The 21,581-nt window shown below is 41.9% G+C and carries 20 protein-coding genes; 14 read left to right on the top strand and 6 right to left on the bottom strand.

Features of this window, described 5'->3' with window-relative positions:
* Positions 1–144 precede the first annotated feature (144 nt).
* The 5 genes from K1M91_RS13820 to K1M91_RS13800 are packed head-to-tail and all read left to right on the top strand — an operon-like array spanning position 145 to position 5,757.
* Entirely contained in the window at positions 145–1,578 is a 1,434-nt protein-coding gene (locus K1M91_RS13820; RefSeq protein ID WP_232802627.1) for a sigma-54 dependent transcriptional regulator, read from the top strand.
* Between the two features lie 25 nt (positions 1,579–1,603).
* Entirely contained in the window at positions 1,604–1,798 is a 195-nt protein-coding gene (locus K1M91_RS13815; protein WP_232802626.1) for a histidine kinase, read from the top strand.
* Between the two features lie 20 nt (positions 1,799–1,818).
* Positions 1,819–3,333, top strand: a complete 1,515-nt coding sequence (locus K1M91_RS13810; protein WP_232802625.1) for a sensor histidine kinase — start codon at positions 1,819–1,821, stop codon at positions 3,331–3,333.
* Positions 3,305–3,751: a response regulator gene (locus tag K1M91_RS13805; protein ID WP_232802624.1), complete on the top strand. Its 447-nt coding sequence runs from the start codon at positions 3,305–3,307 to the stop codon at positions 3,749–3,751. The genes K1M91_RS13810 and K1M91_RS13805 overlap by 29 nt, the downstream gene beginning before the upstream one ends.
* 50 nt (positions 3,752–3,801) lie before the next feature.
* On the top strand, positions 3,802–5,757 hold the full coding sequence (locus K1M91_RS13800; protein ID WP_232802623.1) for a response regulator: 1,956 nt from the start codon (positions 3,802–3,804) through the stop codon (positions 5,755–5,757).
* Positions 5,758–6,200: 443 nt separating this feature from the next.
* Here the strand turns inward: K1M91_RS13800 and K1M91_RS13795 are convergent, their stop codons facing one another.
* The 3 genes from K1M91_RS13795 to K1M91_RS13785 form a co-directional block, all read right to left on the bottom strand.
* Positions 6,201–6,608 (bottom strand): hypothetical protein, encoded by a 408-nt coding sequence (locus K1M91_RS13795; RefSeq protein WP_232802622.1) that lies wholly within the window; start codon positions 6,606–6,608, stop codon positions 6,201–6,203.
* A 1-nt stretch (position 6,609) separates the two neighbouring features.
* Positions 6,610–6,933: a hypothetical protein gene (locus K1M91_RS13790; protein WP_232802621.1), complete on the bottom strand. Its 324-nt coding sequence runs from the start codon at positions 6,931–6,933 to the stop codon at positions 6,610–6,612.
* A 91-nt stretch (positions 6,934–7,024) separates the two neighbouring features.
* Entirely contained in the window at positions 7,025–7,588 is a 564-nt protein-coding gene (locus K1M91_RS13785) for a BON domain-containing protein (RefSeq protein ID WP_232802620.1), read from the bottom strand.
* Between the two features lie 388 nt (positions 7,589–7,976).
* Between K1M91_RS13785 and K1M91_RS13780 the strand changes: the two genes are divergently transcribed.
* The 5 genes from K1M91_RS13780 to K1M91_RS13760 all read left to right on the top strand — a co-directional run bounded on the left by K1M91_RS13780 (position 7,977) and on the right by K1M91_RS13760 (position 10,994).
* Positions 7,977–9,092: a mechanosensitive ion channel domain-containing protein gene (locus K1M91_RS13780; protein ID WP_232802619.1), complete on the top strand. Its 1,116-nt coding sequence runs from the start codon at positions 7,977–7,979 to the stop codon at positions 9,090–9,092.
* Positions 9,093–9,487: 395 nt separating this feature from the next.
* Positions 9,488–9,934 (top strand): PA2169 family four-helix-bundle protein, encoded by a 447-nt coding sequence (locus tag K1M91_RS13775; protein ID WP_232802618.1) that lies wholly within the window; start codon positions 9,488–9,490, stop codon positions 9,932–9,934.
* A 51-nt stretch (positions 9,935–9,985) separates the two neighbouring features.
* Positions 9,986–10,156: a DUF1328 family protein gene (locus K1M91_RS13770; protein WP_232802617.1), complete on the top strand. Its 171-nt coding sequence runs from the start codon at positions 9,986–9,988 to the stop codon at positions 10,154–10,156.
* Positions 10,157–10,168: 12 nt separating this feature from the next.
* Positions 10,169–10,360: a hypothetical protein gene (locus K1M91_RS13765; RefSeq protein ID WP_232802616.1), complete on the top strand. Its 192-nt coding sequence runs from the start codon at positions 10,169–10,171 to the stop codon at positions 10,358–10,360.
* 250 nt (positions 10,361–10,610) lie between these two features.
* Positions 10,611–10,994: a hypothetical protein gene (locus tag K1M91_RS13760; protein WP_232802615.1), complete on the top strand. Its 384-nt coding sequence runs from the start codon at positions 10,611–10,613 to the stop codon at positions 10,992–10,994.
* Between the two features lie 54 nt (positions 10,995–11,048).
* On the opposite strand, the gene K1M91_RS13755 is transcribed toward K1M91_RS13760, so the two are convergent.
* Entirely contained in the window at positions 11,049–12,203 is a 1,155-nt protein-coding gene (locus K1M91_RS13755; protein WP_232802614.1) for a substrate-binding domain-containing protein, read from the bottom strand.
* Positions 12,204–12,359: 156 nt separating this feature from the next.
* Positions 12,360–13,130, bottom strand: a complete 771-nt coding sequence (locus K1M91_RS13750; RefSeq protein ID WP_232802613.1) for a phosphatase PAP2 family protein — start codon at positions 13,128–13,130, stop codon at positions 12,360–12,362.
* A 136-nt stretch (positions 13,131–13,266) separates the two neighbouring features.
* Here K1M91_RS13750 and hspQ point away from each other — a divergent pair, with 136 nt between their 5' ends.
* Complete coding sequence (hspQ, locus tag K1M91_RS13745) at positions 13,267–13,578, top strand: heat shock protein HspQ (protein WP_232802612.1); 312 nt, start codon at positions 13,267–13,269, stop codon at positions 13,576–13,578.
* A gap of 200 nt (positions 13,579–13,778) precedes the next feature.
* Positions 13,779–14,375, top strand: a complete 597-nt coding sequence (locus K1M91_RS13740) for a hypothetical protein (RefSeq protein ID WP_232802611.1) — start codon at positions 13,779–13,781, stop codon at positions 14,373–14,375.
* Between the two features lie 32 nt (positions 14,376–14,407).
* On the opposite strand, the gene K1M91_RS13735 is transcribed toward K1M91_RS13740, so the two are convergent.
* Positions 14,408–16,522: an EAL domain-containing protein gene (locus tag K1M91_RS13735; RefSeq protein ID WP_232802610.1), complete on the bottom strand. Its 2,115-nt coding sequence runs from the start codon at positions 16,520–16,522 to the stop codon at positions 14,408–14,410.
* 326 nt (positions 16,523–16,848) lie between these two features.
* On the opposite strand from K1M91_RS13735, the gene K1M91_RS13730 reads away from it, so the two are divergent.
* Together K1M91_RS13730 and K1M91_RS13725 are read left to right on the top strand one after the other, a co-directional pair.
* Complete coding sequence (locus K1M91_RS13730) at positions 16,849–17,772, top strand: diguanylate cyclase (protein ID WP_232802609.1); 924 nt, start codon at positions 16,849–16,851, stop codon at positions 17,770–17,772.
* 3 nt (positions 17,773–17,775) lie between these two features.
* A complete protein-coding gene (locus K1M91_RS13725; protein ID WP_232802608.1) occupies positions 17,776–21,525 on the top strand; it encodes a PAS domain-containing hybrid sensor histidine kinase/response regulator in 3,750 nt (1,249 codons plus the stop codon).
* Positions 21,526–21,581 lie beyond the last annotated feature (56 nt).

Genomic DNA, 21,581 nt, shown 5'->3' with positions numbered 1-21,581 from the left:
GGTACACTACTCGTCACGATAGACACGCTTTTATCTCGAGCAGAATTAAACCATGAAAGCTCAGTAGACTCTAACAATAGTTAATATAAATCAGTCAATTAATAGGGTAGAGTAGTATAGATACTGGTTGAAAGGATTAAAAAAGTGAAGACAGTTTTACTCGTTGATGACGATCTTGAATTTACTGAGTTAGCTTGTCGTATTATTGAATATCTTGATTGCGATGTTTATTCTGCCGCCACTTTGGCAGAAGCAAAGCAGTGGCTGAATAGCCAGTTATTCGATCATATTTTACTCGACTTTATGTTGCCTGATGGCAGTGGCTTGCATTTAATTGATTTCGTAAAAGCGAATAAAATTAAGTCAACTATTACTATGATCACTGGTCATCCGGCGGTTAAAACAGCCATTTCAGCGATGTGCCATGATGATATTGGTCATTTAACTAAACCTATTGAGGCGGAAGACCTTAAAGCAATTTTTTATCCTCGCTCGGCTCGAGCTAAAGCGAACAAAGAACAACCCGATGCTGTGCTTTACTTTGACTGCTTACTTGGCGAATCAGCACCAATGAAAGAGATGTACACCATGATTGAGCGGGTGGCAAAAACCAATGCCAATGTCATGTTGCTGGGTGAAAGTGGTGTCGGTAAAGAAATGGTGGCACAAGCAATACATAATGCCAGTGAATATACTGGAGAGCGTGTTTCTGTTAACTGTGGAGCGATCCCGAAAGACTTGATTGGCAGTGAGTTATTTGGTCACGAAAAAGGGGCGTTTACTGGTGCAAGTGGACAAAAACAGGGGGTTTTTGAATTAGCTCAAGGTGGTACCTTGTTTTTGGATGAGCTAACTGAAATGCCTATTGATATGCAACCAAATTTATTGCGTGTGTTAGAAACACAAACGGTTACTCGAGTGGGTGGTAATAAGAGCATCCCTATTAATTGTCGTGTCGTTTCAGCAACGAATCGCACTGTAGAAGATATTGCAATGAACAATGTGCTACGCGAAGATGTGTATTTTCGCTTAGCCGTTTTTCCTATCACGATTCCTCCCTTACGGGCTCGTAAAGAAGATATTCCTTTGCTTGCACATTATTTTTTAGGGTTATTAAACAAAGAACATAGTAGTCAACTTCGCCTGCGAGATGAAGATATGGCAAAGCTTTTAGAGCATCATTGGCCAGGTAATATTCGCGAGTTAAAGCACACCATTCATCGCGCCTTTATTATGGCTGATATGCAAGCGGGCAATCTGGTTTTTCCGACTACTTTTGAGTCTCCTTTCTCTCTTGCGCGAGACTCACTTACGGGGAAAGGAGGCGCGAACGCAGTCAACGTTTCGGCTGATTCCGAGCCTGCTAACTTACAATATGTCGCACCTAGCGCACCGATAACAGCCGTGGAAACTTCAATTACCGTTGGCCAAACGATTGATGAACTTGAAAAAGAATTGATCTATAAGACGTTGGCTTCAGTAGAAGGTAACAAAACTAATGCTGCTAAAATGCTGGGTATTAGCACCAAAACATTATACAACCGCCTGAATGCTTATGAAGAGTCTTCCGCACCTTAAAATCAACCCAAAGGAGTGATGGGAAATGCAGCAGCCAGAAGAGTTAGAAACCGTCATCCATGATGCGCGTAAACCCCTTAATCATATTTCAATGCACGCAGAGTTAATTAAGCTGATGGCCGATCAATCAGCGAGTGAAACAGATTTAAAACAAGCCGCAGACCAGATCATTAAAGCCGCTAAAGAATGCAGCGCTATCCTGCAAACTCTCGTTAAATAGTCACAGGGAATTAAAAATTGATGCAGCTATCAAGCCTTTACAATCGGTTAAATACCACTAGTTTGGCGTGGTTAGGTGCGGCGATCATTGTGGTAGCGATTATTGTTAATGCAGCCATTGGTCTTGATAATATTCAGGATTTGGCAAACATACAAAAGCGGTTACAAAACACCAGTAAAGTCATGTTGGTCGTCGATAGCCTGCATATTGATATTTTGAACGCTGAAACGGGTCAACGGGGATATTTATTATCAGAAAACGCCAGCCATCTTGAGCCTTTCATTAAAGCTTTGGAAAAATTTTCTGACAGCTTAAAGCAAGTAGAACAGGTTCAATCACAAAGCCACGAACAGCAGCAAAGAATTGATGCTTTCGCTCGGCTTGCAGAAGCTAAGCTGAAGTCGTTGCAGGAAAGTGTTGAACTCGCGGTAGGGTTAGGGGCAGAAGTTGCGCAGCAGGGTGAGGAAGAAGTTGATTTAACTCAAATGAATATTCGCCATTTGTATCAATCGATTATTATCCAGGAAACCAATATTCGCAATGACTTGCTTGCTCGCTTAGATGACTCTCGAGCTAAGGCAAACCGTAATATTATTTGGTTTACGTTGCTCAGCATACTGATGTCTGGTGCGGTATTGGTGCTGCTAGCAAAACATTTAAATAGTATTCGAACGGCAAAAAGCAATTTAGAGAAATACAATGCCCAGCTAGAGTCGAAGGTGCAAGAGCGCACTCACGCACTGGAAGTGTATGCCGAAGAGCTAAATCGAAGTAACCGAGAGCTAGAAGATTTTGCGTTTGTTGCTTCCCATGATCTGCAAGAGCCACTGAGAAAAATTCGTGCTTTTGGTGACCGTCTTAGCAGTAATTATGCGGATCAGCTTGGTGACAGGGGCATGGATTATTTAGCTCGTATGAACTCAGCAGCGCAGCGTATGTCTGTTTTGATCAGTGACTTATTAGAGCTTTCTCGTGTTACCACGCGAGGCAAGCCTTTCCAGTTGGTTGATCTCAATGACTTGTTAATGCGAGTGCTCGATGACTTAGAAATTGCAATCCAAGACAGTGGGGCCCAAATTACGGTCGCTTCACTGCCCTGCATTCAAGCTGATGCCAGCCAGTTGAGTCAGTTATTTTCAAACTTAATTTCTAATGCGATTAAATTTCGCGAACCAGAGCAAACACCCAATATCATCATCGGAGCTAATAGTATTAGCCCTCCTGTACAGGCGAACATATCGAATGATAAACCTTGGCTTGAACTCACTATAGCTGATAATGGCATTGGTTTTTCAGAGCAATACAGTGAAAAAATATTTACTCCATTTCAACGCCTGCACAGTCGCAGTGAATATGCCGGAACAGGCATAGGCTTAGCCGTTTGTCGGCGGATCATCGAGCGCCATAGTGGCCAAATTTCTGCATCCAGCACACCAGGTGTCGGTGCTACTTTTACTATATTACTGCCCATAGATGCAGACCTTTTTACAGTTGAGGACGGAAAAGTTGAATTACTTAAAACCCCAAGCAATTAGTATTCTAATGGCAGATGATGATGAAGATGATCGCATGCTGACTCAAGACGCTCTTGATGAAAGCAGAGTGTTAAACACGATTAATTTTGTTAATGACGGCGTAGAACTGATTGAGTACTTACGCAATGAAGGGCGTTATCAAGACCGTGAGCTTTATCCTCGCCCGAGTTTGATCTTACTTGATTTAAATATGCCGAGAATGGATGGTCGTGAAGCCCTTAAAGTCATTAAAGCAGATGCGGATTTACGTTCAATTCCTGTGGTGATATTAACCACTTCCAAAGAGGAAGAAGACAAGCTTCGTGGTTATGATCTAGGTGCGGCCTCTTATATTGCTAAGCCCGTTAATTTTGAAGGGTTGGTTGAGCTAATGAAACATTTAGGCAAATATTGGATTGAGATCGTTGAGCTGCCTTAAAAAGTGAACTACGCCAACGTTACATTTATTTTTTATGCCGAGGCAGGTTAATGGATAATCGCATTGTTAAGTTACTACTGGTTGAAGATGATGAAGATGACTACATTCTTGCCATGGATTATTTGCAAGAAATACCAGATTTTACATTTGAAATTAAATGGTTAAGTGACTATCAATCGATTGTTGAGATATTGCAACAAGAGTCGTTCGACTTATGTTTACTTGACTACCAATTGGGCGCTCATACTGGACTTTCAGTACTAGAAGCAGCTAAAGCAATGGGCTGTGACACGCCTTTTATCATGCTAACGGGGCAGGTTGACGAAGTGCTTGATGCCAAAGCGTTAGCGTTGGGGGCTGAAGATTTTCTGGTAAAATCGGAAATTAATAGTGTGCGTTTTATCCGTGCCATTCGTTACGCTCTTGCGCGCAAAGAGTTGGAAAATGAAAGGTTAGAGCGCTTGAGAATTGAGTCAGACAGCCGTGCTAAAGATCGGTTTTTAGCGCACTTAAGCCATGAATTGCGGACGCCATTAACTTCTATTATTGGTTACACCGACTTACTGCTCAGTCGAGCCGAGCTCGATGCGATTAAGCCAGAGTTATCAATTATTAATAGTAATAGTCAGCACTTATTAGCGCTGCTTAATGAGGTGCTCGATCTATCCAAAATCAGAGAAAATAGCTTATCTTTGAATAAAGATACCTTTTTGCTATCGCCTTTTTTAGCAGATTTACAAAGTTTATTTAATATGGCTGCGGCTAGAAAAGGTCTTAGCTTTAAGATTAACAGCAAGGAGCGACTGCCCGAATCAATTTTTTCTGACTCAACTCGACTCAAGCAAGTGTTGATTAACACCATATACAATGCGATAAAATTTACCGAGTCTGGTCAGGTCTCCGTCGATTTAAGGTATCAGCAGCAAGCCGAAAAGGGGTTGTTATTTTTTTCAGTGGTGGACACTGGGATCGGTATACCAAAGGATAAGTTAAAGCGAATTTTTAAACCTTTCGAACAAGTGCAGGAGGTGACGACCCGCACGGAAGAGGGCGCTGGTTTGGGCTTGGCCATCAGCGCTTCGTTAATCGAGTTACTAGGTGGGGAGCTAAAAGTAGAATCAGTTTTAGGTGTTGGTAGTACTTTCACCTTCTCTATTGATACGGGCTTAAAGCGACCTAACTTAGTACCACTTATTCTTGCTCCACCGTTAGTGGGACAAGAGAAAGAAGCATCACGGCCAATGAAACTTAATGGCCAAGTGCTGGTTGTTGAAGATGTTCCAGAAATACGCACTTTACTTTGTAATATTATTTCAGCTACCGGCGTGACGGTTACCAGTGTGGCAGACGGTCAGCAAGGTTTGGCTCTGTTAACAGGTAAGCAGCATCATTTTGATTTGGTTTTCATGGACCTTCACATGCCTGTGATGGGTGGACGAGATGTTGTAGTCGCAGCAAGAAATCAAGGGCTTGAGCTGCCAATTGTGGCGTTAACAGCCGCCGCACTAAAAGGCAGTGAAGAGACTTTACAAGCACTTGGATTTAATCGCGTGTTGACTAAGCCGATAGACACCGCACAATTACAAGCTTGCTTAGCGCATTTTTTACATCCGCAAGCCAGTGTCAGCTCGTTAGCGAGCAATAATGAACAACCCGGTAAGTCAGGCAAAAAAATACTATTAGTAGAAGATGATGATGATGCTCGTGAGTTGATGTGCATGCTGCTTAAGTCATTGGGAGCCGAAGTTTATTGTGCGGCCAGTATTCAATCTTGTTTAGCCTTTTATAGCCAGGTTGATGCCCTTGATTTAGTGATCCTTGACTTAATGTTGCCTGATGGCTCAGGGTTGGATGCCGCCACGCAAATTAGGGCACAAAACTCGGAACAAAATTTGGCTATTATCAGTGGTTATGAACCAGAGCCAGAACAGTTAGTGTCGCTGGGGATAGCGCATGTATTGTTAAAGCCTGTTTCATTGTCGGATTTGAGCGCATTGTTAACTTAATTTAACCGCTTTCGATATCATTTAGCCTCAGCCTGTGTCTGGCTATCTTAGCCAGATAAAGTATGTTTTACAGCAACATGTCTTTGTCTGGGAATGAAAGCATAAAGCGAATAGCAGCACATACATTGCGCTTTTGCAGGAAAGCACACCGTTCATTAACCCAAGATCCGGGTTATCTCGGTTTTATAAAACTGTCTGCTAATCGTTTAAGCATTACTAATTTTCTTAATGTTGAAAACTTACCGTGGCGCAACATGATTATTGATGTAATTGCTGCCCCGGTAACGAAGATGGGTGAACTCGCTAGGCTTTTACAGTGGGCGCTCAAGATTTTCTGGTGTAAATGGCTATCGAACACACAGGCTTGATATTTGGCTTTTTTTACCATGACATCTTGATTTACGGATTGATATATAAAATCGGCAAGGCGTGTCATAAAAATCCTATTTTATCTGACTAAAAAATCCATCTATAAACTCATCGTAAGTGATATCAAACAACCAACTTGCGGTGGATAATAGATAATAAATAGCGATCAAGTTAGCGACTAACACAAGGCCAGAAGCCGCAAATACATTTAACCCTAGGCTGATGAGCGAGAAAGCAATCAGTACTTGCAAGCCAACCCATACGGCACAAGTTAAAAATACGGCAGTGGCGATCAGGGTGATGATAGCAATCAGCATTTTTAAGTTAGCCTTTGCTTTGGCTTTTATTAACGCAAATACAGCGTTAAGTAAGCATGCGTAACTATCTATTAAGCGGCTACCTAACGCAGGGAGCGCGTTTAGCTGCGCCCCCAGCTCTGCTGAGCCTTGAGTTTTATACCCCGAACTCTGTGACTCTTGCATCTTACTTATTCCTTAATAGCATGGTTAACAATGCGCCAGCAGTGAAGGCGATACCTACTGTTTTCACTGGGTTTTCACAAGCGTATTTTTTAACTGGTGAATTATTCCATTTTTGTTGTAGCAGGCGTGTTTGCGCTTTCATTGCTGCACTGGATTGGCCACTTTTTGCTCTTAAACTCTCCTCTGTTGAGGCCGCTGAACCATGCAGCGAGTCGACAGTGCTGTGTAGTGATGCCGCGACTTGGTCTGCCACTGGGTGAGCCGGCGCCTGATTATTGGCTTGTTGTGATTCAGTTTTTGCGTTATTTGTATTCTTGGTAGGCATAGTGTCTCCTCAATAATAAAAAAGTATTCACTTCTGGAAAATTTTTGAGTTAGCGGAAATGACGCTCATAATGAGCGTCATGAGTTTGATTCTAAGAGCTTTTTACTATATCTAAGTTGGCCGTTACGTCTTTCACATCTTCTGCATTTTTAGCAATACTAATGGCTAAATCTTTTTCTGCTTGTGAATCCACTTCACCAGTTAATGTGACGATGTTATTTTTAACGTCCACATCAATATCGGTACCACTGATATCAGTATCAAACAGTAGGCGAGTTTTGATGACCGTAGCAATTTTGACATCAGTAAAGCTTGATTCAGCCATACCTCTTTGTTTTTCTAGCTCCTTACGGTCGATGCCTTCCACCACTGTAATCTGGTTATCGACTTCTTTTACGCCATCAATGCCAAGTACTAGTTCTCGGGCAAGTTTTTTATCAACGTTATGGTCCACTTGACCTGTCAGTATCACTACACCATTTTTTACATCAGTATTGATATCGAAAGAGTTAACATTTGGATTAAATAAAAGTGTCGCTTCAGCTTTGCCATCAATCCAGGCGTCGTTTGCTTCTTTTTCCCAAACGTTGTTTGCTTGTGCAGTTGAAACAGAAAGTGCAGATACCATAGCTAATGAAATAAGAGTGCGTTTCATAATATTTCTCCATTTTAAGTTTAACGATTAAGTTGATGTCACAGCTAAGGTATTGCAGAACACGTGCCAATTATTATTTTCCTTTAAAATCAGTCTTTTATTGTTTTTTGTTTGTTGTGGCAAATATATTTTTGTAAGGTTTACAGGTTGTGCTGTAACTTTTTCAAGTAATAAATACCGGATTTACCTCATTGCTACACGGCGAGTAATAAGAATGGGCTTAATCTCTTGTATTGAATGTACTATGTGATGAAACCTGGTATTAATTAGGGGGATGATTTTTTTTATGTTTTTGTTTAATAAGTAAAAATATTTTTTGAAGAGGGTGTTGGTCTTCTCTTTGCATTACCTGAAGCCTATGCAATCCAACTATTAGGACCCCGTATTCATGAAAACCTTTCTTATCAAAAATCATCTGGCTGATCTAACCACCTCCACTCCCTCCGCGCCGACATTAGAACAACCCTGGCAGTTTTCTATGCAGGGAGTAAATGCTCAAGTTGTTGAGTTTTTACATGCTGCAGGAGAAATGCTACCTGCTTTATTACTTGGCGTTGTGGCAATAATAAGCAGTTATTTTTTGGCTAAGCCACTTTCTTACCTATTACTTAAACCCTTGGGCTATATCAGTGAGAGCCGTTTGTTATATGTTGTCACTCGGCGATTCATTAGCATCTTAATTATATTGTTTGGCGTATATTTATTTCTAAAGTTAGCTGGCCTAACACAATATGCTGTTGCGGTGATGAGTGGTACTGGACTGCTAGGGTTAATCTTAGGCTTCGCGTTCAAAGATATTGCCGAAAACTTTATATCGAGTCTGTTACTGAGTGTGCAACGGCCATTTAAGATTGATGACGTAATTGAAGTGGATGGCCGCCTTGGAGTAGTAAAAAAAGTAACGGCGCGAGCGACAACATTAGTTGATTTTGATGGCAATCATATTCAAATACCTAATGCTACTGTCTATAAGAATGTGATTAAAAATCTAACCGCTAATCCAAAGATGCGCGGGCATTTTATGTTAGGTATTGGGTACGATAATGATATTCGCCGCGCACAAAGCCTTGCCGTTAGTATTATAAAAAATCAGCCTGCAGTATTAAGCGATCCCGCCCCACAAGTGTTGGTTGATAATCTAGGCTCAGCAACGCTCAACTTCAGCATCTATTTTTGGGTGAATAGTGAACAGCATAGTGCGATGAAGGTTTCCTCACACTTAATGCGGGAATTGGTTAGTGGATTTATACATCATGAGATCAGTATGCCTGATGATGCACGCGAGCGAGTGCTACTAAACAGCCAGGGCAGGGATATCTTCTCTATGGAAACCAGTGCCCAACCTCCAGCACCTAATGCAAAAAATAGATTGCATCATCCGAAGCCATCAGTCATAGAGCAGCGCGAGCAAAGTAATGTGGATGATACTAGCAGTGACGCAAATGAAATTCGTGAACAGGCCGATGAATCACGAGATCCAGAACAGGGTAATAACATTATTTAGCTTTAGATATGGCCATGGCATGGTTGAGCAGTGCTACTTCGCTCTGGTTTGTACCTAATGAACCGCTTTGCGGTTCTTTGCTAATTTATTAGGCGAATAGCTTCACCTGGGGAGTAAGGTCACCATTTGGTCTAAGGTGATGCAACTTTATAGATATGCTTTCTTTGCTCCCCTCTAGGAAGAAATGTTTACAAATTATTCATAAGTGATGGTGAGTACTAATTACATTGGGCATGTAACTGTTACAGAGTGGAAGGTTTTACGTGGTAGTTATTATTTTCTAAGTGGTTGTTTATTAATTATTTTTCTAGTTGGCATGTCTTCTGCATTAGTTCAGGTGTAATTAACTGATTACATTTAATTTAAACCATAAATAAGTGAACAGGAGATAGAGTATGTCTAATTCAAATTATGAGATGGGCCCAATTAAAGAATTGGTAAAAGTGTTGAATGGTGGCATTGAATTTTACAGTGCAGCAAAAGAAAAAACCTCAAATGGTAACCTTGTTCGTGTTTTTGAACGCAATATTCAAGAAAAAGCCCTGGCCATTTCTGACTTACAAACATTCATTTTAATTGACGATGGTCAAGTCGAGACCGATTCAGCCCTGTCCGTTGAGCTGCGAGAAGCCTATACCAAGATCATTGCACTGGTTAGCTCTGACTCTGATCATACTTATATTTCACAGTTAGAAGAAATTGAAGATAAAGTACTAGAAAAGGTAGATGCGGCATTGCAAGAGATGCTACCTGCAGACTGTAAAAGTAAGTTATTGCAAATCCAAGTACGAATGCAAAATTGTCATGATGAAATGAAGCAGTTGCAATTAATGACAGCTTAACTTTTTTAACTAATTTTGAGCTGATTTCTTAACTAAGTTTGAGGAGGTAACATGTTACATTGGGCATTGACTTTTCTAATTCTTGCATTGATTGCCGGTGTATTGGGGTTTGGCGGCATAGCTGGTGCGGCAGCTGGAATAGCTAAAATATTGTTTTTCGTTTTTATCGTATTTTTAGTTTTGTCTTTTATCGTTCCTATGTTCAAAAGACCCCGAAGTTAAATGGAGAAACACATGAATACAATTATTAATCTTGCAAAAGTTTTTGGTGTTGTCGCTATCTTATCTTTAGTTGGTTGTTCGGAAGGTCCGGCAGAAGAAGCGGGTGAGAAAATAGACGAAGTTGTTACTGATAGTAGAAATGCACTTGAAGATGCTTGTGAGGATATTAAACAAGCTGCTGATGCTCAAGAAAGTGACTGCTAAGGTTGCATCTGCCAGACTCTTTAAGTCCATTGTTGACTCACAACCTGCAATTTTAAAATACAAAGCCCCTTGTGCCAATAACTCGTACGGGGGCTTGTTACCTTGATTGCTTCAATTCGTAAATAACATCAATTTTTTGCCCTTTCTTAGTATTTTCTTGCCTAGGTGTGAAGTTTACAAAGTTTTAAGTCTTCTCTGTTGTTGCTTTATGGTGCAATATAAAACTGAAATTTAGTCATACAAGGATGTGATGATGACAACCAGAGAAAAAACCGAATTTATTAAATTGATTGAAGGTCTAGAGCAAGGCAGTACGGATCAAAATACCCTTTGGCCGGTCTTCTTAAATACGGCATTTTATATTCCATTAAATGCTATTAAAACGGCACAAGGCGAGAGCCATACGCCTGCTTACGCGCCATCTCATGTTAATGAAGGCGTTAAGTCGTTAGTTATCTCGCAATTCGCGGCTGATGTAGCAGAGCTAAGCCAACATATTAGTAAGGTTCAAGGCGGCGATTTACTGCAAACATTGCCACCCAAAACCGAGTTAATTATTCCGATTGGTGATAATGCTTTTAACATCTCCGCTGAGACGGTGTCTTGGTTGCGAGAGAACGCTCGTCCGGCTTAATTGATATCAAGTAACACCACTGCTTAGTCGGTGTTACTTCTCCTGTGCAAGTAGTTAATAAGTTAAAGCCTGCTGTGAAGGCTGCCCAGAGTAGCGAAACGCGATTGCTTTGAGTTTATCTAACTCCTGCTGACTAGTTTTTTTGGTTACCAAGGCAAAATCACCTGAATAGACTTGTGGTACCATTGCCGATTTTCCCGCTATATCCAATTTAATTGCTTCGGCCATGGCTACGCCATTGTCATCATTCATCCGCATAATAGTGACGTCTAATTTACCTTGTTGCAGCGCGGCGAGTTCTTGTTCTCCTCCGCCCCAACCATTCACCATGACTTTATCTGCCAGCCCTTTTTCCCTGATGGCATCTAGCACCCCTAGGGCTAAATCTGTCGCGCAGGCGTAAATAAATTTAACCTGAGGATTCTGTGTGAGAATGTTTATTGCACTGCGGTAGGCCGACTGTCTTGATGCTTGAGTGTAGTAGCTTTGCACCATTCTTAGGGATGAAGTTTGCGTTATATCATCAATAAAGCTTTGCCCACGTGTCTCACTGATGACGCCGGGAGACCAAAGCACCACGCCATAATCACCTTGGCTCTGAGTTTTCTCTTTAAAGTATTGGCTTAGGGTTTGACTGCCTCTGGCATGATCAAAGCCCACATACAAAAATGGTGGCGTATCTTGCCATTGCAACACAGGTGTGGTGATATTTTGCAGAATAAGTTTACTCATACCAATTTTCAGAATGCGACTGATGAGCTCACTGTGCTTCACGGTATCTAAGGTAAAAATGATGTAGTCGGCGCGATAGCGAGCGGCTTTATTAATCAGTCGCTCTTGTTGCTCTTGCGCCATATTTGGGCGGGTGTAGTGGGTTTTTATCTCATATTGAATATTAAGCTCATTGAGACGAGCTGTGAAAGAAGCAATGCTACGACGCCAATAATCTGAAATTTGTTTACCAGGGTAAATAACAAATATGCGTAGAGGTCGAGGTTGTATTATCTGACTTTTTTGACTGGGAGAGCTAACAATAGAGGCAAACTTTTGGCTGATAAAACGCTGCTCTGGGTGCTGCTCTAAGTAAGTAGAAAGTGGGGTGAAAGTGATAGGGCTGGCAAGGAGAATGGGGCTATAGATTAGAAAAAATGAACACAGAATATTTGTTACTAATGTTCGCCACGCAAGCTTAGTTAAAATATACATCATTCCCTTCGTCAAAAAAGTTAATCAATAACATTAAGATACATTATTCTTTACTTTATTTTGACAACTTAAAGCTTAAATAAGTGAGATCTGTTCAGCACTTTACTTGATTAAGTCAACGGCTGTTGACCTAATCCAAGCTTAAGTATTTAGTATGGTTTAAATGTTTGCGGCTTTTGACTCGTTAGATGCTTGATCTTGTTCGGCTAACTTTTTGGCTCGAAGTTCTGCGATAGCACGATCTTGATTTAATTTTCGACGGCGGTTGAGTAAGGCTAGTTGTGCCGCAAAAGTACCAATAAGTGCGCCCACTAAAATATCTTCCGGTCGTTGCAAACCCATTAGTAAGCGGCTGAACATAGCCACAGCCGCCCAGCCTAAAATAATGAAACCAGTGAGGGTTTGTTGGCGTGAAAAGAACAAGGTGGCAAAGTAGAGTGCGATTGTCATGCTAGCAATAGCATGTGCAGAAGGCATCGCATAGCTGGTCTCCATGACCCATTCAGATTTAACGTATTCAGGCACACCATGGGCTTGGGCTAATGCATTTGACATTAGGGCGTGTTTTTCTGCCATTGGCTGTTGGTAGTACTCAGCAGATAATAAGCCAGCATTAACTAAATTGACCACATTCGGTCTCGGTTGCTCGGCAATAAATTGCAATCCCCAGCCGAGTAACAAGGCAATGGTGAGTAGTGGAAAAGCACAATAAAACACCCGCCAACATTCCTTTGCGGTGCTGGCATAGTGAATTGATAAAAAAATGAGAGGAATAAAAATTCCTTGTGTAGATCCTAAAAAGCTTAAAGAAATTAATGTATTACCAATAAGTTCTTGTTGGGGAATAAAATCAAACCAAGAAAATTGAAATAGATGGCTCAGCAAAGAGAGGCTAAGCAAACTAAAACTAAATAGAACAGAAAAGCGCATGGTATTTCCAACTTCGGGTGTGATTTTACAAAAGAGAGGTAGTGTAAACGGGGTTGCGTTGAGACTCAAACCAGAATAATAACATAATCAGCAGGCGGCTAGTGCTGTGGTGAGCCTAACTGCAAGGAGAAGCAAAATGACATATTGTAAATTCCATATGGGTCAGCTGGTCGATCATCAAGTACATGGGTATCGTGGCGTGATTTATGGTGTTGATGCCACTTTTAATTTAGCTGAACAGCAATATCAACATTTAATTAGCGCGCAGGTAGAAATGCTACAACCTTGGTATTTGGTCATGGTTGATGGTTCTAATAAGCTGGCTTATATTGCCGAGTCCAACCTGTTAGTTAGCACCGATCATGAACATATAGAGCATCCTATGCTAGCGCTTATTTTTACTCATTTTAACGGTGAGCGTTATTTTCTAAATGAATCTATCCATTAGGGTTATCTAACCCCCTCTGGGTAGTGGCTAGGATGTAAATTGCTGTTTTGTTAGCCACTTCCCTGTTTCTTTCCGCATTTTGTTGTACCCTATCCGGCTCAAATTAGCATGGGGCGTGTCACCTTACTGTTAATGTACACATTATAAGAAGAGGAGCCTAAGGTCGACAGACCCTAGCGCTATCCACAGGGATATATTAAATGGACGATAAAATTACAAAAGATCCCGCCTTTTTGGACCTGTTAGGGCAAGGGCAACCGTTACAAGCACAAAAGTATTTGGTCGACACTTATCAATTGGGGGTCGTTGATGCTTCACTTCGCGTTCGCGCGATGCAATCTATCAGCCATACCACACTGAAAGGCCGATTTTACCGCGCATGTTTGCGCATTGGGCAAATTATGGGACTCGCTTTATTTGCGCTTTCTATTTACTGTTTCTTGCATTTAGGTGAAGTAAACAAGGTAACTGAGAACATTCAAGCCTGGCCTCGAGTCACCGCCGAACAGTGGCAACGCCAAGGTGATCAAATTGTGTACCTTTACCAAGTAGCGAGTGAAGAGTACCAAACCGAGCAGGCGCGTCGTCCAGCATTAAATGTTGCGACGGGGTTGGCTGAAATGGCAGGACAACCTTTGGTATTGGCTTATCAGGCGGACCAACCTAGTGTGGCTTATCTTTATGCGAGCAATAATTTGTATACGAGTACTATGCTGTTGTTAATTACTGGTTTATTGTTATTAGCTATGTGTCAGTTTTTTTTGTGGCGCCATCGGTGTAAACATCGTCGCCCATAACATCCGTTGGAGTGGTGTTTAGGCAGATTACGTTAAACCGTCACGCACTGTAACTTTTTCGGTTTACAGTGCTGGTGAAAGGCCATCACATTGGCTTGGTAAGCTGGTTTATGAAGGTAGAACCCCTGAAACCAATGACAACCGTACGATTTTAATAATTCATGCTGCGCCTGCGTTTCTACCCCTTCTGCTAATGTTTCAACTGCTAGGGCTTTAGATAGCTCTACAATGGCTTTTATGAATGCTTGGCCTGAACTGGATTGGTCTAGTTGTTCGATAAAGCTATGGTCAATTTTCAGGCCGTCAACAGGTAGCTTGTGCAAGTAGCTGAGTGATGAATAGCCAGTCCCAAAATCATCTATCCACAAGGTAAAGCCTGCCGCTTTGAGTTTAGCCAGCTGTTGGCAGCAAAAATCAATGTCAGTTAATAATTGTGTTTCAGTGATTTCTAGGATGATACGGCTAGCTTTGATGTGGTATTCACTGAGGCTAAATAGCAGTAGCTCAGCCAGTTCGGGGTTGTTTAACATACATGCGGCGACGTTGATAGATATTTTAAAATCTTCTTGTTCATTAGTGAGCAGCTCTTCAAACGCCGCACAGCTTTGCTCTAGTACGTATAAGGTTAAATCTTCAATTAATACCGGGAACTGTTCTGCTATTGGAATAAATTGTGCTGGTGAAACTGGACCCAGTTTTTGGTGATTCCAGCGCACTAAGGCTTCCACACCCACCATGCTATTGTCGGGATCAAAAATGCCTTGGAAGAGTACATAGAGCTCCCCTTTATCAATGGCTAGTTGCAGGGATTTTTTCAGTGTTTCAGGTTGCCACTCATTTTGATTACCACCAGCGATAAAATGAGTATATTTGTTTTTCCCTTCATATTTGGCGGTGTGCATCGCTATTGAAGCCGCTTTTAATAAACTATCAAATTCATTTCCATCGCGTGGCCGAGACGAAATGCCAATACTCATGGTGAGTTGGTGAGCACTTTGTTTGGTATTGAGTGCTTGCTGTGACATGGCTAATAGTTCACTGGCAATTTGTGTACTGATCGCTTCACTTTGTTCATGTGCGACAACCAATAAAAATTCATCACCAGATACGCGCGCAATTAAAGCCGTTTGTTGATATTTTCTAACTAGTTGTGTGAGGCGTTTGGCAAAAGCACGTAAGGTTTCATCACCTTCTTTATAGCCCATGGTGTCATTAATACGTTTGAAACCGTCTAAGTTAATAACGGTTAAACTAGCTTGAGCACCTGTTTTTTCACCGAGTAATAATCGTGAATGATGGAAACAACCTTCACGATTATAGAGGCCAGTAAGGGGGTCATACCATGCCAATTGTGACATTTCATTGTAGCTGTCGACTAAATTGTTACGCATTTTTTGCAATGACTGCGACAACTTCCCTAACTCATCAGTGCGCTCAAGTGCCAAGGTGACATCTAAATCTCCTTCGCCAAGACGTTGCGAGCGACTGGTTAGCAATCGAATCGGGTGAATAAAATGACTGGTAATCATATAGCAGGCCGCGAGAGCGAGTAGAGTAAAGATCAAGGTGCCGCTAATAGCTTGGATTAAAAACTGCAGTGAGCTATCACTTAAACTACGCTCAAGATTATTGCGTAGTAAGCTGGTTTCTTTGGCAGTACTTATCGGGAAACCTATTACTAGCATGGTGTGACCACCATTATTGGGGCTAGGGATGGGGCTGAACAGGTTGACGATATCATTAGTCACCAGCTCTGACTGATACTGTAATTTAGGTAGGTTATGTGGCCATAAATTTTCTTGTTGCTGATAAGGCCCAATTAAGTGTCCTGTTTGATCATAGATAAATGCATAGCTTAATTGGTTTTTTTCAACAAGCTCAGCTAAATTTTGTAGGCTAGATAGTTGATTTATTTGATTGGTTTGGCTGAGCTGAGCCACGAGTAACTGGCTTGTGATTTGCCCTTGCTCGCGCACTTTGCTAACGAGTGTGTCACTTAGTTGATTTTGTGCATTGCTACTGAATTCCTCTGCAATATCTTTACTGATATTAGAGAATATATAGATAAATAAGCACAGTAAAACACCTGTTAAGCCGAGTAAGGTTAAGCTATATTTGGCTTGTAATGGCAGGTCTTTTTTTAACAACACCATGTCCTTGAATGAGGAGTAAGTTAATCTTTTATACCGAAAGATGGTTATTTCAGGGCAAACTCAATGCTTCGCTGATTACATCAGTGTATTTTGCAGGCATATTTTTTAGCTGTTTAATATTTATGTCTATATTTAGTTTCCATACAAGTTGTTAAATGTGAGCCCTCGCTGATATTAGTACTCTACTCCAAATATTTGGGCTGATAAAGTTAGCATAATGGATGTCGCGATGATGGTCGCACCCTGTTACTGGTATATACAACCTGAAATTGATGTGTATATCGAGTTGCAATCTTCTTGAACTAAAAAGGAACGCCCAGTTGTCAACTGATACGCGTAATCGAATCCTGATCGTAGATGATGAGAAGGTCAACATTAGTATCTTGGTCGAGCTGCTAAAAGACCGTTATGACACTGTGGTGGCGAAAAATGGTGAGCAAGCACTGCGACGCGTGCTAGAGCACAAACCAGATCTTATTTTATTAGATATAGTGATGCCTGGGATGAATGGCTTTCAAGTTTGTAAAGCCCTTAAAAGTAATCCTGAGACCGCTGATATTCCGGTTATCTTTATCACCGCCAAAGATTCAGAGAATGATGAAGAAGAAGGCCTGAGTGTTGGTGCTATTGATTATGTGACGAAACCATTTAGTAGCGCCATTATTCGTGCGCGAGTGCATAATCATCTGGAGTTAAAACGGCGCGGTGATTTATTAAAAGCGTTAAGCACCATCGACCCTTTAACAGAAATTGCCAATCGGCGCCGGCTAGACGAGTTTCTTACTTTCCAATGGCAGCAATTGAAGCGTAGTGGCGGCATGTTAGCGATTTTGCTGCTTGATATTGATTACTTCAAAGCCTTCAACGATCACTATGGTCACCAACAAGGGGATGAATGCTTAGTTCATGTTGCTCACACATTAAGTTCATTGCCGTTACGAAATGTTGATTTAGTAGCGCGTTATGGTGGTGAGGAATTTGTTATTGTATTGGCGCTGACCGAGCTATCCGCTATCGAAAAGGTGGCCTTAAGTGTGCAACAAGCGTTGCAAGAACATCCTGTTAAGCATGGTTATTCATTAGTTGCGCCTTATGTCACTGTTAGTATAGGGGGGGCAAGTATTTATCCAAGCCAAGGTGGCTCAGTGGCACTATTATTTAATCAAGCAGATGCTGCGTTATATCAAGCCAAGGACCAAGGGCGAAATCGTTTTGTGTTGGCCGATTTTCAGGATGAAAGGTAATTTATGATATTGAGACTGACCCGCTCCCTCGCAATGAAGATGTTGACTATTTTTATTGCGACGGCTGCTGTTGGCTTAACCCTGTTGTTTGCGATTTTAGAATATCGCCATTACGTTAATGAGCGAGAGTCTTTACACAGCCACCTCGACCAGCTGGTGTCCGTGCAGTCTGAAGCGCTTGGTTCCCATATGTGGAATTTAGATAACCAAGCCCTAGAGTTGGCGTTAAGCTATATCGCTTCTGATGAAGCTTTTGTATCTGCAGTACTCATGGATGAATTAAACAATGTGTTATTAGAAATTGGTGAGCAAGAAGTAGAGCACCAAGGTCACATCAGTATTATGAAACATATTCGTTATGAATATGGTAACGACTCCCTTGTGATGGGGGCATTACGGGTGGTGTTTCGTGATGACACCATTCGCAGCAAAAGCTACCAACGTATCAAATCAGATTTGGTGATGTTGGTGGTGTTTATCTTACTCATTGCTGGGGTTTCATTACTCAGTACCCATCGTATGCTAGGTATTCCTTTGCGGCGTTTACTTGAGTCAATTAATGGTATGTCAGTTGGCAAAGAGATTAAAACCGTTAGCTGGCAGTCGCGTGATGAACTGGGTCAAGTGATAGCGGCTTATAACCGTATGATTGTGCAGCGTGAAATAGATGAGCGACGCATTCGTGAAGGTGAAGTGCGAACCCAAGCCATTTTGAATAACGCCAGCGCGTTATTTTATTTGAAAGACGTCGACAACCGTTTTGTATTCGTTAACCGTAGTTTTGAGCGGCTATTTGGCGTTAAGAGCCAAGAAGTGATTGGAAAAACAGCGGATGAAGCATTTTCAGATGCGGCTCATCGGCTATTTTTCATTGGCGATAAAAGCATCTTAACGCAAAATCAAGGCGATGAAATGGAGGTTGAGCTGGACAATAATGGGCAGCAGCTGACCTTTTTACGTAGTCGTTTTGCACTTTTTGATGAGGTTAACACCGTAAGTGGCGTTTGCGGCACAGCATCTGATATTACTGAGCGTAAAAGTATGGAGCTGGCACTGCGGGACAATGAAGCACGTTTACGTAATGTGCTCGATCTGAGCCCTATTGGTGCGGGGATTGTTCAGCATGAAGGTGGCGGGCTCATTTATTCTAACTCGCAGCTGTATGAACTGTTAGGTGCCGACTTATCATTTCTATTAACGCCTGGACAGTATCAGTTTGGCTGGGTGGATGAAGCACAGCGCGCGGCTTGTCAGTCTGAATTTCAAGCAACGGGTCGTGTTAGACCGCGAGAAGTGCAGCTAAAGGGTCGCTCTGGACATATTTTTTGGGCAATTTTATCACTAGAGCGGTTAGTGCAATCTAATCAGCAGGGTGTATTACTTTGGTTGTATGACATCAGCGATCGTAAGGCGGCTGAACAGCAATTAGAAAAGCGCGTATTAGAGCTAGAAGAAGCCCGTCAACGTGCTGAGCAGGCTATGCTCGAATTAAATATTGCCAAGCTGGACGCTGAGCAGGCTAACCAATATAAGAGTGATTTTTTGGCTAACATGAGCCATGAAATCCGTACGCCAATGAACGCTATTATTGGTTTAAGTCACTTAGCGCTGAAAACGGGTTTAGACGAGACGCAAGAAGATTATGTTAATAAGATTCAAGCCTCTTCTCGTAACCTGCTTGGTATTATTAACGATATTCTCGACTTTTCAAAAATTGAAGCAGGCAAGCTGGAGTTAGAGTCAGTACCGTTCGAGCTGGGTGCCATTTTAGAAGAAGTTGCGGCACTGTGCAGTACCAAAGCAGAAGAAAAAGACATTGAGTTGTTAGTGCATTGTGAGCCCGATGTGCCTTCACATCTGGTTGGTGATCCACTTCGATTGGCCCAAGTGCTGACTAACTTAACCAGCAATGCGGTTAAGTTTACCGAAACGGGAGAGGTTCTGGTTAAAATAAGTGCCAAGCCAGCCAGTTCAGGAAAAGCTAGATTACTTTTTGCTGTTAAAGACACAGGTATAGGTTTAACGGAAGCTCAGGTCTCGCAATTATTTGAATCTTTTACTCAAGCGGATACTTCTACTACGCGTAAATATGGTGGCACCGGCTTAGGCCTTGCCATTAGTAAGCAGCTAGTGATGAAAATGGGTGGTGATATTTGGGTAACGAGTACGCAAGGTAAAGGTAGCACGTTCTTTTTCTATGTTGATTTGGTGGTTGGTGAAGGTGAAGTGACAAAGACGCAAGAAAGTGCCTTGAAAGACAAGCGGGTGTTGGTCGTTGATGATAATGAAAGTGCGCGTTTGATCTTTTCCGATATGCTAACCCAATTTGGTATGGAAGTGGATGTATTGGAGTCAGGTGAAGCGGCCATTGAGCATCTATTAAAAGATAACCACAGTGCCTATGACCTGATTTTGATGGACTGGAAAATGCCGGGCCTAGATGGCATTGAAACCAGCAGGCGCTTACTTAAAGCAAAATCTCAGTTTAACTTACCAACCATAGTGATGGTGACATCGTTTGGTCGTGATGATGCACTAGAGCAAGCAAAAGGAGCGGGGATTGTCGACTTAATTACTAAGCCGATTAATCAGTCAGTGTTATTTAATACCTTACACAATATTTTGCTCGGTCAGCGCACTGATAACAATAAATCTGAGCCGTTGGCAATCTCGACGCTAGAGGGGAGAGTGCTATTAGCAGAAGATAATCTAATTAATCAGCAAGTTGCAAGAGAATTAATTAAAGCGCTAGGCATTAATATTGAGATAGCTTCAAATGGGGTGGAAGCGGTAGCCATGGTTGAGCAACAAGAGTTTGACCTTATCTTTATGGATATTCAAATGCCTGAGATGGATGGCTACCAAGCGACCAAGCTGATACGAGAAAATCATCAAATTCCGATTATTGCGATGACCGCTCATGCCATGGCTGGAGATAAAGAGAAGTGTTTGAAACAAGGAATGGATGATTACCTTAGTAAGCCGATTGATCCTGATGAGCTAAAACGTGTTTTAAAAAAATGGTTACCGACACCAGCAAAAGAAAGCTCGGAGATTGCTCAAGAAGTTAATCAAGAAACGACCCAGATAACTCAAGAGCAGCCGAGTGAAATTGTTGCGAAAAAATTAATAAGTGTAACAAAAGATAGCGCCTTTCCTTGGTCTGAGTCTCCTCCTGAAGTGGAGCTTGAGACGGTAATGAAACGTTTGGCTGGGAATGCTAGCTTGCTAGTAGAGCTGTTGGCTGAATTTGTGAAAGGGCATCAAAACGACTTAGACAATATTAGGCAAGCCCTACTGTTTAATGATGCAGAGCAAGCAAAAAGTATTGTACATGGCCTTAAAGGAGCCTCGGGCAATATTGGTTTGGAACAGTTACATAAGTTGTCCGAGCAGCAAGAGTTGCAGTGGCATTCTGTTACGGCAGCGAATTTTGAACTCTTAGAGCCATTTCATCATTGCTTATCTTCGACCATAGCACAACTACAAGCTTGGCTCGCTGCTGAGCAATTGGTATCAGAGCAACTGACTTCGCACCCAAATCAAGGCGCAGACAATGAAAAGCAAAGCGCATGGCTAGAGCTACAGCAATTATTAGCCCAATCTAGTGGTGAAGCGCAGCAACGTTGGCAGCAGTTGCGCACAGGCCTTGCTAAGCAAGCGCCTGAGGTTGCAGATAAAGTTGATCACTTGATTGATGAATATGAATTTGAAGAAGCAGGACAAATATTGGCTGACTGGCTTGAGGGTTAACTTGCTGTCAGTCGCGCTGGATATCTTTCAAATGAAGCTGGCGGTGAAGATAAAGC

Origin of the sequence: Motilimonas sp. E26, from assembly GCF_021278025.1 — a bacterium.
GTDB lineage: Bacteria > Pseudomonadota > Gammaproteobacteria > Enterobacterales > CBDFNC01 > Motilimonas.
This window is presented reverse-complemented; position numbering and strand designations above follow the sequence as displayed.

Coding starts and splice junctions, on each gene's coding strand:
- K1M91_RS13815 (WP_232802626.1), top strand. CDS start 1,604: ATGCAGCAGCCAGAAGAGTTAGAAACCGTCATCCATGATGCGCGTAAA.
- K1M91_RS13810 (WP_232802625.1), top strand. CDS start 1,819: ATGCAGCTATCAAGCCTTTACAATCGGTTAAATACCACTAGTTTGGCG.
- K1M91_RS13795 (WP_232802622.1), bottom strand. CDS start 6,608: ATGCAAGAGTCACAGAGTTCGGGGTATAAAACTCAAGGCTCAGCAGAG.
- K1M91_RS13780 (WP_232802619.1), top strand. CDS start 7,977: ATGAAAACCTTTCTTATCAAAAATCATCTGGCTGATCTAACCACCTCC.
- K1M91_RS13765 (WP_232802616.1), top strand. CDS start 10,169: ATGAATACAATTATTAATCTTGCAAAAGTTTTTGGTGTTGTCGCTATC.
- K1M91_RS13755 (WP_232802614.1), bottom strand. CDS start 12,203: ATGATGTATATTTTAACTAAGCTTGCGTGGCGAACATTAGTAACAAAT.
- K1M91_RS13740 (WP_232802611.1), top strand. CDS start 13,779: ATGGACGATAAAATTACAAAAGATCCCGCCTTTTTGGACCTGTTAGGG.
- K1M91_RS13760 (WP_232802615.1), top strand. CDS start 10,611: ATGATGACAACCAGAGAAAAAACCGAATTTATTAAATTGATTGAAGGT.
- K1M91_RS13750 (WP_232802613.1), bottom strand. CDS start 13,130: ATGCGCTTTTCTGTTCTATTTAGTTTTAGTTTGCTTAGCCTCTCTTTG.
- K1M91_RS13800 (WP_232802623.1), top strand. CDS start 3,802: ATGGATAATCGCATTGTTAAGTTACTACTGGTTGAAGATGATGAAGAT.
- K1M91_RS13770 (WP_232802617.1), top strand. CDS start 9,986: ATGTTACATTGGGCATTGACTTTTCTAATTCTTGCATTGATTGCCGGT.
- hspQ (WP_232802612.1), top strand. CDS start 13,267: ATGACATATTGTAAATTCCATATGGGTCAGCTGGTCGATCATCAAGTA.
- K1M91_RS13725 (WP_232802608.1), top strand. CDS start 17,776: ATGATATTGAGACTGACCCGCTCCCTCGCAATGAAGATGTTGACTATT.
- K1M91_RS13790 (WP_232802621.1), bottom strand. CDS start 6,933: ATGCCTACCAAGAATACAAATAACGCAAAAACTGAATCACAACAAGCC.
- K1M91_RS13775 (WP_232802618.1), top strand. CDS start 9,488: ATGTCTAATTCAAATTATGAGATGGGCCCAATTAAAGAATTGGTAAAA.
- K1M91_RS13785 (WP_232802620.1), bottom strand. CDS start 7,588: ATGAAACGCACTCTTATTTCATTAGCTATGGTATCTGCACTTTCTGTT.